Annotated in this window: 8 protein-coding genes and 13 pseudogenes; 3 read left to right on the top strand and 18 right to left on the bottom strand. The window is 70.0% G+C overall.

Annotated features, from left to right (window positions below; all coding sequences use genetic code 11):
• Window positions 1-241: pseudogene (locus FF86_RS29940) on the top strand (transposase); the annotation flags it as partial.
• A 1,056-nt stretch (window positions 242-1,297) separates the two neighbouring features.
• Entirely contained in the window at window positions 1,298-2,743 is a 1,446-nt protein-coding gene (locus FF86_RS29935) for an MFS transporter (RefSeq protein ID WP_313954398.1), read from the top strand.
• Between the two features lie 276 nt (window positions 2,744-3,019).
• On the opposite strand, the pseudogene FF86_RS60945 reads toward FF86_RS29935, so the two are convergent.
• From FF86_RS60945 to FF86_RS33880, 17 genes and pseudogenes are all read right to left on the bottom strand, one after another.
• A pseudogene (locus FF86_RS60945) lies at window positions 3,020-3,198 on the bottom strand (SAM-dependent methyltransferase); the annotation flags it as partial.
• Between the two features lies 1 nt (window position 3,199).
• A pseudogene (locus FF86_RS60940) lies at window positions 3,200-3,425 on the bottom strand (SAM-dependent methyltransferase); the annotation flags it as partial.
• A 1-nt stretch (window position 3,426) separates the two neighbouring features.
• On the bottom strand, window positions 3,427-3,895 hold a 469-nt coding region (locus FF86_RS60935; protein WP_396230187.1), incomplete at its 3' end, for an SAM-dependent methyltransferase.
• Window positions 3,896-4,003: 108 nt separating this feature from the next.
• Window positions 4,004-5,227 (bottom strand): radical SAM/SPASM domain-containing protein, encoded by a 1,224-nt coding sequence (locus FF86_RS29925; protein WP_055410774.1) that lies wholly within the window; start codon window positions 5,225-5,227, stop codon window positions 4,004-4,006.
• A gap of 719 nt (window positions 5,228-5,946) precedes the next feature.
• Entirely contained in the window at window positions 5,947-6,807 is an 861-nt protein-coding gene (locus FF86_RS29915) for a metallophosphoesterase (RefSeq protein ID WP_044888625.1), read from the bottom strand.
• Between the two features lie 8 nt (window positions 6,808-6,815).
• Window positions 6,816-7,634: a tyrosine-protein phosphatase gene (locus FF86_RS29910; RefSeq protein ID WP_242419886.1), complete on the bottom strand. Its 819-nt coding sequence runs from the start codon at window positions 7,632-7,634 to the stop codon at window positions 6,816-6,818.
• Between the two features lie 140 nt (window positions 7,635-7,774).
• Window positions 7,775-8,064 (bottom strand): annotated as a pseudogene (locus FF86_RS60930) (ABC transporter substrate-binding protein); the annotation flags it as partial.
• Window position 8,065: 1 nt separating this feature from the next.
• A pseudogene (locus FF86_RS60925) lies at window positions 8,066-8,251 on the bottom strand (ABC transporter substrate-binding protein); the annotation flags it as partial.
• A 1-nt stretch (window position 8,252) separates the two neighbouring features.
• Window positions 8,253-8,804, bottom strand: a pseudogene (locus tag FF86_RS60920) (extracellular solute-binding protein); the annotation flags it as partial.
• 1 nt (window position 8,805) lies between these two features.
• Window positions 8,806-9,178: pseudogene (locus FF86_RS60915) on the bottom strand (ABC transporter substrate-binding protein); the annotation flags it as partial.
• Between the two features lie 275 nt (window positions 9,179-9,453).
• Window positions 9,454-9,592 (bottom strand): annotated as a pseudogene (locus tag FF86_RS60910) (hypothetical protein); the annotation flags it as partial.
• 1 nt (window position 9,593) lies between these two features.
• Window positions 9,594-9,741: pseudogene (locus tag FF86_RS60905) on the bottom strand (YbaK/EbsC family protein); the annotation flags it as partial.
• A 1-nt stretch (window position 9,742) separates the two neighbouring features.
• Window positions 9,743-9,861, bottom strand: a pseudogene (locus FF86_RS63455) (hypothetical protein); the annotation flags it as partial.
• Between the two features lie 166 nt (window positions 9,862-10,027).
• Window positions 10,028-10,090, bottom strand: a pseudogene (locus tag FF86_RS63450) (hypothetical protein); the annotation flags it as partial.
• Window position 10,091: 1 nt separating this feature from the next.
• Window positions 10,092-10,663, bottom strand: a 572-nt coding sequence (locus tag FF86_RS29895; protein ID WP_396230186.1) for a LysE family translocator, incomplete at its 3' end; no start/stop codon positions are given.
• 80 nt (window positions 10,664-10,743) lie between these two features.
• On the bottom strand, window positions 10,744-11,253 hold a 510-nt coding region (locus tag FF86_RS29890; protein ID WP_242419882.1), incomplete at its 3' end, for a transposase.
• A 51-nt stretch (window positions 11,254-11,304) separates the two neighbouring features.
• Window positions 11,305-11,430 (bottom strand): annotated as a pseudogene (locus FF86_RS33880) (IS6 family transposase); the annotation flags it as partial.
• A 599-nt stretch (window positions 11,431-12,029) separates the two neighbouring features.
• On the opposite strand from FF86_RS33880, the gene FF86_RS69320 reads away from it, so the two are divergent.
• The gene (locus tag FF86_RS69320) at window positions 12,030-12,350 is read left to right on the top strand and encodes an RICIN domain-containing protein (protein ID WP_082122365.1); all 321 of its coding nucleotides are present in this window, start codon (window positions 12,030-12,032) and stop codon (window positions 12,348-12,350) included.
• An 827-nt stretch (window positions 12,351-13,177) separates the two neighbouring features.
• Here the strand turns inward: FF86_RS69320 and FF86_RS29885 are convergent.
• Window positions 13,178-13,352: pseudogene (locus FF86_RS29885) on the bottom strand (IS701 family transposase); the annotation flags it as partial.

Below are 13,352 nucleotides of genomic sequence, written 5' to 3'. Positions count from 1 at the left end.
CGGACGGACCCTCACCATCCACCCCCAGCACACCCAGCTGGCCGCCGCCCGCCGCGAGGCCACCAACCCGGCATGGCAGGACGAGTACCGCCGCTGGCGTCCCCCGGTAGAACGCGGAATCGCCTGGCTGGTAGCCCACGGCAACCGCCGCGTGCCCTACCGCGGCGTGACCCGCAACGACACCTGGCTCCACCACCGCGCCGCCGCACTCAACCTCCGCCGGCTGATCAACCTCGGACTCNCCCACACCAGCACCAACGGCTGGNCCCTGACCGCCGCACCCCCTTAAACCACGGCCATCCACCCCCACCAGCACCCCGCAAGATTTTCAGTGATCTTCTAGGCCAGAGGCAATGGCGCGTCGCNTCCCTTCCGGCCTCGGATCAGCGCGCCCAGCCGGGTGTTGACCTCCTCGGCGCGGAGGCCGTAGTCCGCCAGGTCGTAGCGGTGAGCACGCAGGCGGTCCTCCTCGGCCAGTACGGCCGACATGGCCGGGGGGCCTCAGCGGGGAGGTCCCATCCGCAGAAACGGCGGATATCGGCGACGGTGGCCAGCGGGTCGGCGGTGAAGTCCGCGCACTCGACGTCGTAGAACCTGGCTGGGTCGCGTCCGGCCCGGTCTTGGTCCGCCAGCCACGCGGCGTAGGTCGCAGGTGCGCGGTGTACTCGAATAGAAATGTGGGCATTGACTGGCGGATCAATTGCGAGCAGTCCTCGACCGTGTGGGCGACGCGATTGCAACCAGGATGTCGCACAGATTGCCGCGGACCATTTGGCCGCCGTCCGGAGTCAGGTCAGCCTCCTGCTCGTAGGACGTCAAGACCACCTCGAGCCCCTCCAGGTAATCCGGCGGGCCGAAGGCGGAAAGTCCAGTCAGGTCGGAGGCTGCAGCGTGTAGTTCCTCAGTTGTACCGATCTTGTCCGCGGAGCGGCCGCTGTAATCCGATGTGGGTGGAACGGCGGATGACGTCGAAGTAAACTTCTTCACGAATCGCAGGTCGTCGAAAGGTTCCGCGTATCGTCCGAAAGTTTCCGTGCATCGTCCAGCCGCAGTTTCAGGGCGAGCGCATATTGTCCGCGATGCCGTCGACCGCGGCCGCAGAGTCGGATCGCGCTCCCGTCGGTTGTCGAGAGAGTTGAGCGTTGCTGGAATGTGGTCCCAGCGCTCGACCTCGGTTGTTTTTCTTCCCGCAACGATCGGAGCGCTCATGGTGTCGATGTCGCGGCTAGCTGGCGACGGGACTCCCGGTGTCTCTGGTGGCGCGGTGTCGGNCGGGCTGAGCGCCGGCCGGCGGCAGGTGGTGTTGGCGATCTGCTGCTCGAGCGCGTTTGTCGTCGCGATGGATGCGACGATCCTCAACGTCGGCCTGCCGTCGATCAAAAGTGATCTGCATGCCGCCGACTCCGGGCTGCAGTGGACGGTGGACGCCTACAGCCTCGTACTGGCGAGTCTGCTGCTCTTCTCGGGCTCGATGGGCGACCGGTTCGGGCGCAGGCGCGTGTTCCGGACCGGGCTGACGCTGTTCTCCTTCGGGTCGTTGCTGTGCAGTCTGGCGCCGGGTCTCGGCTGGTTGATCGCGTTCCGGATGATCCAGGCGGTCGGCGGGTCGATGCTGAACCCCGTCGCGCTGGCGATCATCACGAACACCTTCACCGAGCGTCGGGAGCGGGCGCGCGCGATCGGCCTGTGGGGCGGGGTGGTCGGCCTGAGCCTGGCGCTGGGACCGGTTCTCGGCGGGCTGTTGGTCGACACGGCCGGCTGGCGGTCGATCTTCTGGATCAACGTGCCGGTCGGCGTCATTGCGATGATGCTCACCGGTCGGTACCTGCCCGAGTCGAGGGCGCCGCGGGCCCGGCGGTTCGACCCGGCGGGCCAGGTGCTGGTCGCCGTCACCTTCGGCACCCTCGCTTACGCGATCATCGAGGCGCCGGACGCCGGCTGGGCCGCCCCGCGGACGATCGTCCTGTTCCTCGTCGCGGCCCTCGCCCTGGCTGGGCTGGTCGGGTGTGAGAGGCGGCGCCAGGACGCCCTGTTGGACGTGCGGTTCTTCCGCAGCGCTCCGTTTTCCGGGGCCACCGCCATCGCGGTCTGCGCCTACGCGGCGATGGGCGGCTTCCTGTTCCTGAACACGCTCTACCTGCAGGCCGTGCGCGGCTACTCGGCCATGCACGCCGGACTGCTGACGCTACCGATGGCGGCCCTCGCGGCGGTGATGCCGCTGATCTCCGGTCGACTCGTGGCCAGCCACGGCCCCCGGCCATCATTGATCCTCGCCGGGATCGCGATATCAGTCAGCGGCGTCATCCTGTCCTTCCTGGGCACGTATACCGACCTCGCGCCGGTCATCTGCGCGTACGTGCTTTTCGGCGCCGGGTTCGGGATGGTCAGCGCCCCGACCACGAATGTGGCGGTATCCGGGATGCCGCTCGCCCAGGCAGGCGTCGCGGGGGCGGTCGCCGGTACCAGCCGACAGATCGGCATGACGCTCGGCGTCGCGGTCCTCGGCTCGGTAGCCGCGCATCACGCCGCGGGTGGTTCCGGCGTGACTATCGACCCGACCAGCGCGCCCTCCTGGTGGATCATGGTTGGCTGTGGGCTGGCCATTGCCGTACTCGGCGTTCTCACCACCGGCCGTTGGGCACGCGACACTGCGGTCCGGACCGCGGCGCTGTTCATCCCCCAACCAGCGCCGCCGGGGCCCGAGGTGGTGGCGGTCGGGGAATGGCGCATCTCGTGCGGATGACTCTCAGTTGACTGGTGGAGTGCTGTTATCCAACCGGGGCTCCGGCAAGTCCGTTAAATATCGCGTGTTGTTCAAGTCGTGCAGTATTCCCGCTCCCTCAACCAGTGGACTGTGTCGTCCGATGCTGGGTCCGCCCCGAGGACGGCTGAGGGCCGGCGCTGCTGCGGCAGGAACGCACGGACCAGCTGATCGCNGGCCTGCCCGCCCGGGCCGCCGTGCGCGCCGGGCAGGTAAAAGGGGCGGCTGGCGAGGCCACACCCAAGCGCCGTTGCAGTACTACGGCTTGCGGCCGACGGCGCCGTAGAAGCTGACCTGAGCGTCGGTGAGATCGGTCGGGGCCGCGCCGTCCGGGCGCCAGCGGTGCACGATCTGCAGGCCGGGATCGAGCAGCTCCAGGCCGTCGAAGAAGCGGGCGACCTCGGCCCGGGTCCGCGCCTGTGCGGGGATGCCACCGGNCCGGTAGGCGGCGGCGAGCCGTTCCATCCCCTCGTCGTGGTCGGCGGTGGCGTGGGTGAGGGTCAGGTAGCTGCCCGACGGCAGTTCCCGCAGCAGCCGGCCCAACAGGCCGCGTGGATCGTCGGCGTCCGGGATGAAGTGCATGATGGCGATCAGGGAGAGCGCTACCGGCCGGGTGAGGTCGAGGGCCGTTCGCAGTTCCGGGGCGGCCAGGATGCTCTCGGGGNCGTGCAGGTCCACGTCGAGGTAGGTGGTCGTGCCCTGCGGGGTGCTGGTGAGCAGCGCGCGGGCGTGCGTGAGCACGATCGGATCGTTGTCGGCATAGACGACCCGGGCGTCCGGTGCGACGGACTGGGCCACCTCGTGCAGGTTCGGGCTGGTGGGAATGCCGGTGCCGATGTCGAGGAACTGGCGGACCCCCGCCTCGCCGGCCAGGTGACGAGTGGTGCGGACCATGAAGGCCCGGTTCGCGTGGGACGCGACGCGGGCGTTCGGGAAGGCGGCGAGGGCCTGCTCGGCGGCCTCCCGGTCGGCGGGGAAGTTGTCCTTGCCGCCGAGGTAGTAGTCGTACATCCGAGCCGAATGCGGCTGGTCGGTCCTCAGATCGATCGGGCTGTGCGCACCGCCCAGGGTCGTCCGCCACGTCGCACCCCCCGCGCCGTCGACCCCGGCCTCGTGCGGCTTCCCACCGGTCACGCGCGACCTCCCTCATGTATGCAAATGATTCCCGCGAATCACCCTAATACGGACTGCATCGCCGGGATCATCCTCCCTGGGTGGCTCGTCCGGCGCGTGGGCGGGGCGTCAGTCGACCCAGTCGGCGGGCCACCGGATGTCCGCGGCGGTGAGGCAGGGCCGTTCGGTCGAGGGCCAGGGCGTGTCCAGGTCCTCCTCGAGAAGCGAGAACAGCCCGTGGTCGAACGGTTCGCCGGGTGCCGGGGCGGTCTGGACCAGCCGTTCCCGCCGGCCGGCGCGCTGGTGGGTCAGCGCGCGGTGGTGGCAGTAGGGGTTGTTGCCGGGGCGACCGAAGAAGGTGTGGGCGGTCCAGGTGCAGCCGCCGCGGCAGACGTCCGCGTAGGTGCAGCCGCGGCAGAAGCCCCACAGGTTCTCGGCCGCGGCCGCCGTGCCCGCCGTCAGGTTGATGCCGAGCTCGGGGGCGTCGCGGAGCAGGTCGGTGAGGCTGCGGTCGAGGATGTTCCCGCCGGCATAGTCCCGGGTGGGCAGCGACGGGCAACCCTTGATCGTGCCGTCCGACTCGATGCCGAGGGTGGACAGCCCGGCCTGGCAGCCGGTCCAGAAAGCCGAACCCTCGGGGGAGCGCAGCAGCCGCTCGTAGGGACCGTAGTAGCCGACGTTGTTCCCGGCGTGGATCCGGACGCCGTCCTGGCTGGCGCGCCGGGCGATCCGGGCGAGCACCGGGAACACCTCGAGCAGCTCGACCGGCTGGAGCAGCAGGTCGGCGTGGTCGGCCGCGTTGCCCATCGGGACGGTGAGCTGCCACTGCCAGGCGACGACGCCCGCCGAGCGCAGCCGCTGGTAGAGCCGCGGGAGCTCCGGCGCGGTCAGCCGGTTGATCTGCGTGTTGCAGGTCGCCTCGACCCCGGCCGACCGCAGGCGCTCCATCGTCCGAAAGCACGACTCCCACGAGCCCACCCGACCACGAAGTCGATCGTGGGTCGCGGTCATGCCGTCCACGGACACCGAGCACTGGGTGACGCCCGCCGCCCGCAGGCCGCGCGCCATCGCCGCGCTCAACCGGTACCCGCCGGTCGTGACCGTGCAGCCCATTCCCCGGCGGGTGATCTCGGCGGCGATCGTCAGCCAGTCCCGGCGCAGGAACGCCTCCCCGCCGATGAGCGTGACCTCGTCGATGCCGACCGCGTCGAGCTGGGCCACCACGTCCAGGGCCTGCGCGGTGGACAGCTCCGCCGGACGCCGGGCCCCGGCGCGCGAGCCGCAGTGCCCGCACGCCAGGTTGCACGCCAGGGTCAGCTCCCACACGGCGTAGGTCCGCCGCCGTCCCCGCACCGCGTCCGGGTGGCTCCCGGCCGGTGACCGGGCGGCCGGGGCTGCGGCGGCCCGAGCCGCGGCGGCCGGACCTGCGGCGGCCGGACCTGCGGCGGCCCGACCTGCGGCGGCCCGACCTGCGGCGGCGCCGAACGGGCTCACCGCCGGAACAGCCGGCGCAGCCAGCCCCGCCCACGCCGAGCGGGGGGCCGACCTCCGTCGTCCCACGCCGGCAGCGGTGGACCGCCATAGACCGGCGCCGGCGCCGGCGCCGGGGGCGGGGGCGGACCGCCGGAGATCACCGCCGGCGGCAGGGGCGGACCGCCGTAAATGGGCGCCGGCGGCGGGGGCGGGCCCTGCTGCCAGGCCGGCACCTGCTGCCAGGCCGGCACGGAGGAGGGTCCGGCGGGTGGCAGCGGTGGCGGTGGGCCGGCGGGCAGCCAGCCGGCGGGCGCGATGAGCGTCTCCTCCCCGGCCTCCTCGGCGGCGAGCCGGGCGGCGATGTCGTCGGCGCGCCGCGGGTCGACCTGCGCGTCCCGGTCGGGACCGCGCGGCAGCCGGGGATCCGGCCGTTGCTCCGGTGATTCGCCCCTCGTTATCCCCCACCCCCGTTCCGGTCCATCATCGTCGATGGGGCGCTCGGCACATACGGACGGGTAGACATCCCCGCGAACCTTCGACGGCGCGGGGGTGGGGCCCGCACGGGCGATGCCGTCCGGGCCCCGTGGACCACGCGGGGCTCAGTGGGCGGCGCTGAGCTGCGCGATCTCGTCGAGGGTGACGTCGTAGATGACCTCGGTGGGGGTCAGCGGGATCGCGGTGGCGACGGCGGCGTCGGGGTAGACGTCGACGCGGGTGTACTCCCCGCCGACCATGCCGGTCAGCCGGTCGGCCGGGCCGAGGGTGCGGGCGCTGTAGGCGGTCGCGCCGGCAACCCAGACCGGCACGCCCCCGATCACCCCGGCGGAGGAGTGGTGGGCGTGGCCGGTCAGGACGATCCGGACGTCGGTGCCGGCCAGCACGTCGGCCAGGTTCGCGGGCTCCGCCAGCAGGTACTTGTTCACCATGGAGATCGGCGACGGCACGGGCGGGTGGTGCAGGGCGAGGACCGTTCCACCGGGCGCCGGGGTGGCCAGCTCGTCGGCGAGCCAGCGCAACTGGGCGGTGCTGAGGAAGCCGCCGTGCTCGCCCGGTTCGGTCGTGTCCAGGACGATGATCCGCAGATCGTCGACCCAGTGGACGTAGTCGTAGGGCTCCTCGGTGGGCTCCGCGCCGAGCAGCCCCGCCCGGAACGGACCCCGCGAGTCGTGGTTGCCGACGGCGTAGAGGACCGGTGCGCCCAGCCGCTCGGCCACCGGCTCGACCAGGTCACGCAGGCGCTGGTAGGCGACGAGGTCCCCGCTGTCGGCGAGGTCGCCGGTCAGCAGCAGCGCGCCGACCTTCAGGGTGGAGGCCTCGATCTGCTCGAGGGCCGTGCGCAGCCCGGCGTGGGAGTCGACCTTGCCGTGGAGCAGCTCGCCCTCGCGGACGATGTGGGTGTCGCTGAGCTGGAGGAGGATGTGGCTGGGAGTGAAGTCGCTCGGGTCGAGAGAGCTGGACATGAGGGCCCCTAGAGTTCGTGATGGTCGGAGTCGACGGCGGTCGGGTGCGGGGCAACCAGGAGCGCGTCGACCAGGCGGTCCAGCGCGTGCGCGGTCGCGCCGTGCGCCAGCAGATACGAGCGGGTGTCCCCGAAGCCGGCGTGGATGCGGTCCAGCGCGCGCAGGATGAGCTCCGGCGGGCTGGCCAGCATGGCCGGTGCCACCGCGGCGCCGTCCGCCGAGGTCCGGGCCGACATCCGCAGGACGGCGGCGGCGGCCTCGTCGCGCAGGAAGTAGGACGTCAGGGCGAAGTCCTCGGCGATGACCTCGGTCGGCACCCCGGCGAGGTCGAGGACCAGGGCGACGACCAGGCCCGTGCGGTCCTTGCCGGCGCTGCAGTGCACGATCGCCGGCAGTGCGCCCGGCGCGGCGAGTGCGACGACCGCGGCGGTGAGGCGGCTGCCGCGCTGGTCGACGGCGAAGTCGAACACGCTGGCCAGATCGCCGTCGGCCCCCGCGGCCCGGACGGCCGCCATGCCGGCGGCGGCGCCGACGGCCGCCGACTCGCCCGCGCCGTCACCGTCGGCCACTCGGCCCACGGCAGCCTGCGCCGCGGCGGGCAGGGTGAAGATCGGCACCCGGCGGTGGGTGGCGGGCAGCCGGCCGAGCGCGTCCGGGTCGTGCTCGACCTCGGCGTCCTCGCGCAGGTCGACGACGGTGCGCAGGCCGATCTGGGCGAGCACCGCCCGGCCGCGCCCGTCGAGGCCACGCAGGGCACCGGAGCGCAGCAGCGTGCGCCACCGGACCGTCCGGCCGTCGGCGGCCGGGTAACCACCGACGTCACGCAGGTTGATCGTGCCGGGCAGCGGCAGGCCGCGTCGCGTCGGTGGCGCCGCGATCGCCTCCGCGTCAGCGGAGTCGGGGGTGGCAGCGGAGTCGGGGGAGTCGGGGGAGGCGGGGGNGGGAGGGGCCTGGGTGGTCATCGGGCTCACCGGGCCGGCATGAGGTCGGAGGCCTGCTTCTGGGCGCCGGCCAGGGTGGAGGCGGGGTCCTTGCCGCTGAACACGGCGCCCTCGACCGCTGTCATCATCGTGTCCTGGATCTGCAGGTAGTTGTCGCCGGGGAAGGCCGCCCACGGCTGCAGCCGGGTGAGCTGGTCGAGGTTGGGCTTGATGAGCGGGTTCGCCTTCGCCCACGCCTGCAGGCCGTTCGGGTCGTCGATGAGCCCGGTGCGCAGCGGCAGGTAGCCGATCTTCGAGGAGATCTGGGTGTAGGCGTNGTCGCTGGTGAGGAACTTGATCAGTTCCCAGGCGGCGCGCTGCTTGGCCGGGTCCTTGCTGAAGATGGCCAGGGCCGAGCCCGAGTTGGTGGGGACGACGGGCTTCGAGCCGAAGCCCGGCTCACCCGTGGCGCCGAGCTCCCAGTTGTTCGCCTTGGCGCCCGCCATCAGGGCGGCCTGCACGGCNCTGCTTTCGACCATCATGCCGAGCTGCCCGCTGCTGAACGCCTTGAGTGCCTGCTGCTGGTCGAGGTTCGGCATCGCCCCGCTGCGGACGAGGTCCTGCGACATCGAGACGGTCTCGACGGCGGGCGCGTCGGCGAAGGTCAGCCTGCTCGCGTCCGGCGCCATCACCCGGCCGCCGTTGGAGAGCACCATCGACTGCCAGCACCAGTCCACCGTCTGCTTGGTCAGGCAGTTGACCTCGATGCCCTCCTTGCCGGTCCTCGCCTTGATGGCCAGCGCCGCGGCCTTGACGTCCGCCCAGGTCTTCGGCGGGTTCGCCGGGTCGAGACCGGCCTGGGCGAACAGCGTCTTGTTGATCCACATCACCGGCGTCGAGAAGACGTACGGGACGGCGTAGGTGCGGCCGTCGACCTCACCGAGCTTCGGCACGGCCGGGGCGTAGGGGTGCGCGCCGCCGTAGTTCGTGGCGAGGGCGTCCTTGCCGACGAGGGTGTCGATGGGCGCCGCGCCCAGGCTGGTGGCGGCGAACCGCAGCGCGTTGAAGGTGATCTGGNCGACGTCCGGCGGGTTTCCGGCCAGCACCTGGTTCTTGATGCTGGTGGTGTACTCGTTGCCGGTGGTCACCCCCTGCGGGGGCTGGCCCTTGACGGTGATGTTCGGGTGTTCCTTCTCGAACTGCGCGATGAGGCCCTGGATTACGGGCTTCCAGGTGCCGGTGCTCAGCAGGTTGTAGCTCTCGAAGACGATCGAGACCTTCTGGTCGGCGGCGAGCTGCGGGATCGTGCCGGTCGCGCCGGCCGGGGCCTGGGCGGAGTCGGAGGTGGACGAGTCCGTCGCGCACGCGGCGGCCAGCGCCGCCACCAGCGTCACCGCGGCGGCGGCGCGTAGCAGGCGTGGTCGAGGCAGGCGTGGTCGAGCCACGGGCATGCTCCTTGAGAGGGTGAGGACGGCTAGTCCAGGTACGTCCGTTCCGGGAGATGGCTGGTTCCCGGTTCGTCGTTACGTAGGTAGCGTCCGATGCGCAGGTGAACGGCCCACGACGGAGGGGAAACGGATGGCCGTCACTTACCGCAACGAATTTGCCGGGCCTGTCGTCGCCCGGTGAGATCTTCCCTGGTCGGGTTCTTGGCCGGATCGCCTGCGGTGACGGGGAGTAGGCGAGCGGCGATCGGGGCGACGTCAAGGGTGAGAGGGGCTCACCCTCACCGGGACAGCTCGCCGAAGATCGGCTTGACCAGTTCGATCAGATGGCCGACGTCGACCTGGATGGTGCGATCGGCCCGCCCACTGCCGCAGCAGACGACGCCCATCTGCCGGACGGCGACGTCGAACACCACGACCNCCCCCGCCGCGGCGCACACCGGGCTCGCTCCGCCGGGCTCCATGCCGAGGGCCCGCAGGTCCTCCGGTGCCGCCTGGCTGAGCTTGGCGCGGGAGGTTCCCGCCGCCCGGGCCAGCCTGCCGTAGTTGACCCGGCCGGTGACCGGGAGNGCGGCGAGGACGAAACCGCGGTCGGCATTTCTGAACACCATCGTCTTCAACAGCCGCTCGGTCGGGAGGCCCAGCAGCAGTTCCGCGTCCGCCTGCCCGACGATCGGCTCGTGATCCATCACCGTGAACGGCACTCCGGCGGCCAGGAGCACCTGTTCCGGGGATGAAATCCCGTCCGGTCGGTGCACCAGCTCGGACATGACACGCCTTTCCTCGACGGAACGCGGACGCTATCACCCGCTTCGGTCGGCCGCACCGCCATATTCCGGGTGCCCGACATTCGGGTCAGGGCCGGCGGCTGACGGCCAGCTTCAGCCCCAGTCCCATCATGACGACTCCCGACGCCCCNCCGATGGCCGACAGCCGGCGCGGCGAGCGCGCCAGCCAGCTACGGGCGGTTCCGGCGAGCAGGCCCCACGACACGTCCGAGACCAGCGCGATCGCCACGCAGATCAGGCCGAGGACCAGCAGTTGGCCGGGCACGCCACCGGCCGACCGGTCGACGAACTGCGGCAGCACCGCGGTGAAGATGAGCACTCCCTTGGGATTACCGATTCCCACGACGAAGCCGTCCCGCAGGATCCGCAGGGAGGGGTACGAGGACGTGGGCCTCGCGACCGCGACGGCGAGATCGCCGCGGTGCCGCCATGCCTGCCAGCCGAGATAGACGAGGTAACCGGCGCCGGCGAACTTGAGCACGGAGAACACCACCACCGAGCGTTCGACGACGAATCCCAGGCCGCACGCCACCGCCAGAACCTGGACCAGCATCGCCGACTCGTTGCCGAGCGCGGTGAACACCGCCGCCCGCCGACCCAGCGAGACTCCCCGGCTGACGACGAAGAGCACGCTCGGCCCGGGCACCACGATCAGCGTCACCACGACAAGCAGGAAGGAGGCGAGTCGCTGGGTATCGATCACGGCAGAACTCCTCTAGGCCGCGTATTGGGTGGTGATCAAGGTGTGGTTCGGGTGAGTTCTTTGATTCAGATCATGGAGGNGCGGAGGTGGAAGCCGGTGAGGTAGCTGGTAGGGATTTCGTCGTAGCGGGTGGCGATACCTCGCCAGGCCTTCATCCTGTTGATCGTCCGTTCGACGGTGTTCCGGTCCTTGTGCAGGTCGGTGTCGTGGCCGGCGGCGGCTTTCTCCACCGCGGCCAGCCTTTCGGGGTCCAGGCGCACCCCGGAAGCGCCATGATGAGCGCGAACGGTCGTGGAGTCCACGCTTACCAGCGACAGATCGACCTCACCCCGCCGGGCAGCCTCGGTGAGCATGCCGTTCAGCAGGGCCTCGAACACCCCGGCGTCACGCCACTGCCGGAACCGGTTGTGCACCATCGACCAGGCACCGAACTCCGCGGGCATCTCCCGCCACTGCCCACCCGTCGGCGACCTCAACAGCACCCCGGCGAACTGCTCCCGCAGCCGCTCGGGATACGGGCCGTACTCGCCGATCGGCAAGTACGGCCGGACGAACTTCCACTCCGCGTCGGTCAACTGCACCCGTGTCATACGGACGATCTACCGGGCCGGACCCCACGACCAGGACGAAACCAACCAAGTGAACCGGCGGACCCACCGGTAGATCGTCACGTGGTCGACGACGATGCCGTGTTCGGCGAGGAGTTCTTCGAGGTCCCGGTAGGACAGCGAGTAGCGCAGGTACCACCGCACCGCCAGCACGATCACGTCCGGTGGGAACCGGAACCCGCGAAGTCCGAGGCCGGAGCTGGCGGATGAAGCCGACGACGCCGCATCACTTGATCATGCACGATCGGCCACCCAAGCTTCCGCATCCGACGAACGCAACAGCGCCGTGCCACGGCTGGNAGCTGGCGCTGAGTTCCCACACGAGTGGCAACAGATCGCCCGAGAAGAACCGAGCACTCCCGACCATCGGTTTCTTTCGGTATCAGCCAACGCATGTCAAGTCCCCGGACGGGGAGACCAGGGGCAAGTATGCGGACCGCAAGGCCACCGGCATTGTGACGTTNGAGCCAGGTCTCGAAAAACATCCACGAGACACCAGTGGGTCAACCGCCGGCCAGTTGGCCATACACGGGTGCTCAGGCAATTGCTGCCGCCCAGATCCAGGTACCGATCCCCCGTTGCTGTGAGTGATTAAATTGACACGATTGCCGGCCCGGTGCAGGCTGTGCGGAGTTGTTTGGTGGACGTCAGCCAACNGATTCTGCGACCCGAGAAACGTCCAGGCGATAACGCCGCTCCGGCGGAGGTCAGCGTGAGAAAACCAAAGTTCCGCCGCCCATGGACATCGGCATCAAGAAATGCGACGGTTCTCGTCGCCGCAGCCGCCCTGTCGGTCGTTTTCGCCGCGGCAGCCTCCACCGCGAATGCGGTCGGCGCACAGCCCTCACCCGCCGTCGCGGAGTCGCAGCGGTAAGCTTGTTCAGTCGACCTGCAACACATTGAACACGAACGAGCTCTGGCGGAAATATACCTCCGGCGGTTACTGGAAATTCCAGAACTACGCTTCGGGCAAGGTCGTCACGGTTCCTGGTGGATACAATACCGGCGGCCTCCAGCTCGACGTCTACGCGGATGTGAATGGGACCAACCAGAATTGGGCGATCCTGCCCCTGGTCTAAGCTCGCCCGCATCAGAGAGCTCGCCACCCCATCGCGCCTGAGACCCCACTGTGCGGGGGATTCTGCACCGGTATAATCGGCCCGGAAGCCACCGCGCCCAGTTTCAACCCGAACAGGATGTGCCAGATGAGCGAAGGCGACGCCGGCCAGGAAACNCCCACGCACATTGCGAACTCCCGCCGCGACGTGGTTCATGCAATCAGCNCCCTCCGCGAACACGGCGCCGTGATCGTCGATTTTCGAACGGCCGATGATCCCGCTCGGACCAGAATCGCCGATGTACTTGAAGGTGCTGCGCTGGCAAGCGGAAACTCACCCTTCAGACTCGCCGACAGCGTCTATTTCGTGACGGCGGGGAAGACACCCAGCAGAGCTGAGATCGAAAGATATCGCGATCTCGGGCAGTAGACAGCGACCCGGCCGACAGCCTGGCCCCGGACCGACCGCGCCGAGGCCAGGCTGTCGGCGCCAACCTCGGCGTTCGACGGTGTCTTCGCGGTCGTGCATGACGGCCTGAGACTGCCGCGCCGATGGATCGGCGACCCGAGCCGTAGCCGGGTGTGTTGACGCCAGCACTGAACCCCGCCCGGCGCTGCGGCCGCCCGCATCCACACGGTGCAGAGGTGGGGGAAGGGTTGCGGTCCTCCACGCCTCGACGATCCAAATCAAGCGGCGCAACCAAACCGGCCTGATCACAACCGCATACGCGGCCTAGTACTACAGCACCAGTGATCTTTATGTGGCTGCTGCCTGCCGGGCGATGNTTTGGGCAGCGTAGATCCGGGTCTGGTAGTGGTAGTAGCGGGCGNGGGCCTGGTGGCCGCGGNGCCAGTCCGACCACCAGGTGATCATGGCGGGTGGGAGAACGGCTTCGGTGAACAGGGCGAAGACATGGCGGATCTCGTTGAGGGTGAACGGTGTCATCATGCGCCTGTCCGGTTCCGGCTGTTCGGCGACCGGCAGGCCACCGGGGAGACGCTTGTATCCCACGGCGGTCATCGT

The sequence above is a fragment of the Frankia sp. CpI1-P genome (assembly GCF_001421075.1).
In the GTDB taxonomy this organism is placed as follows: Bacteria; Actinomycetota; Actinomycetes; order Frankiales; family Frankiaceae; genus Frankia; species Frankia torreyi.
This window is presented reverse-complemented; position numbering and strand designations above follow the sequence as displayed.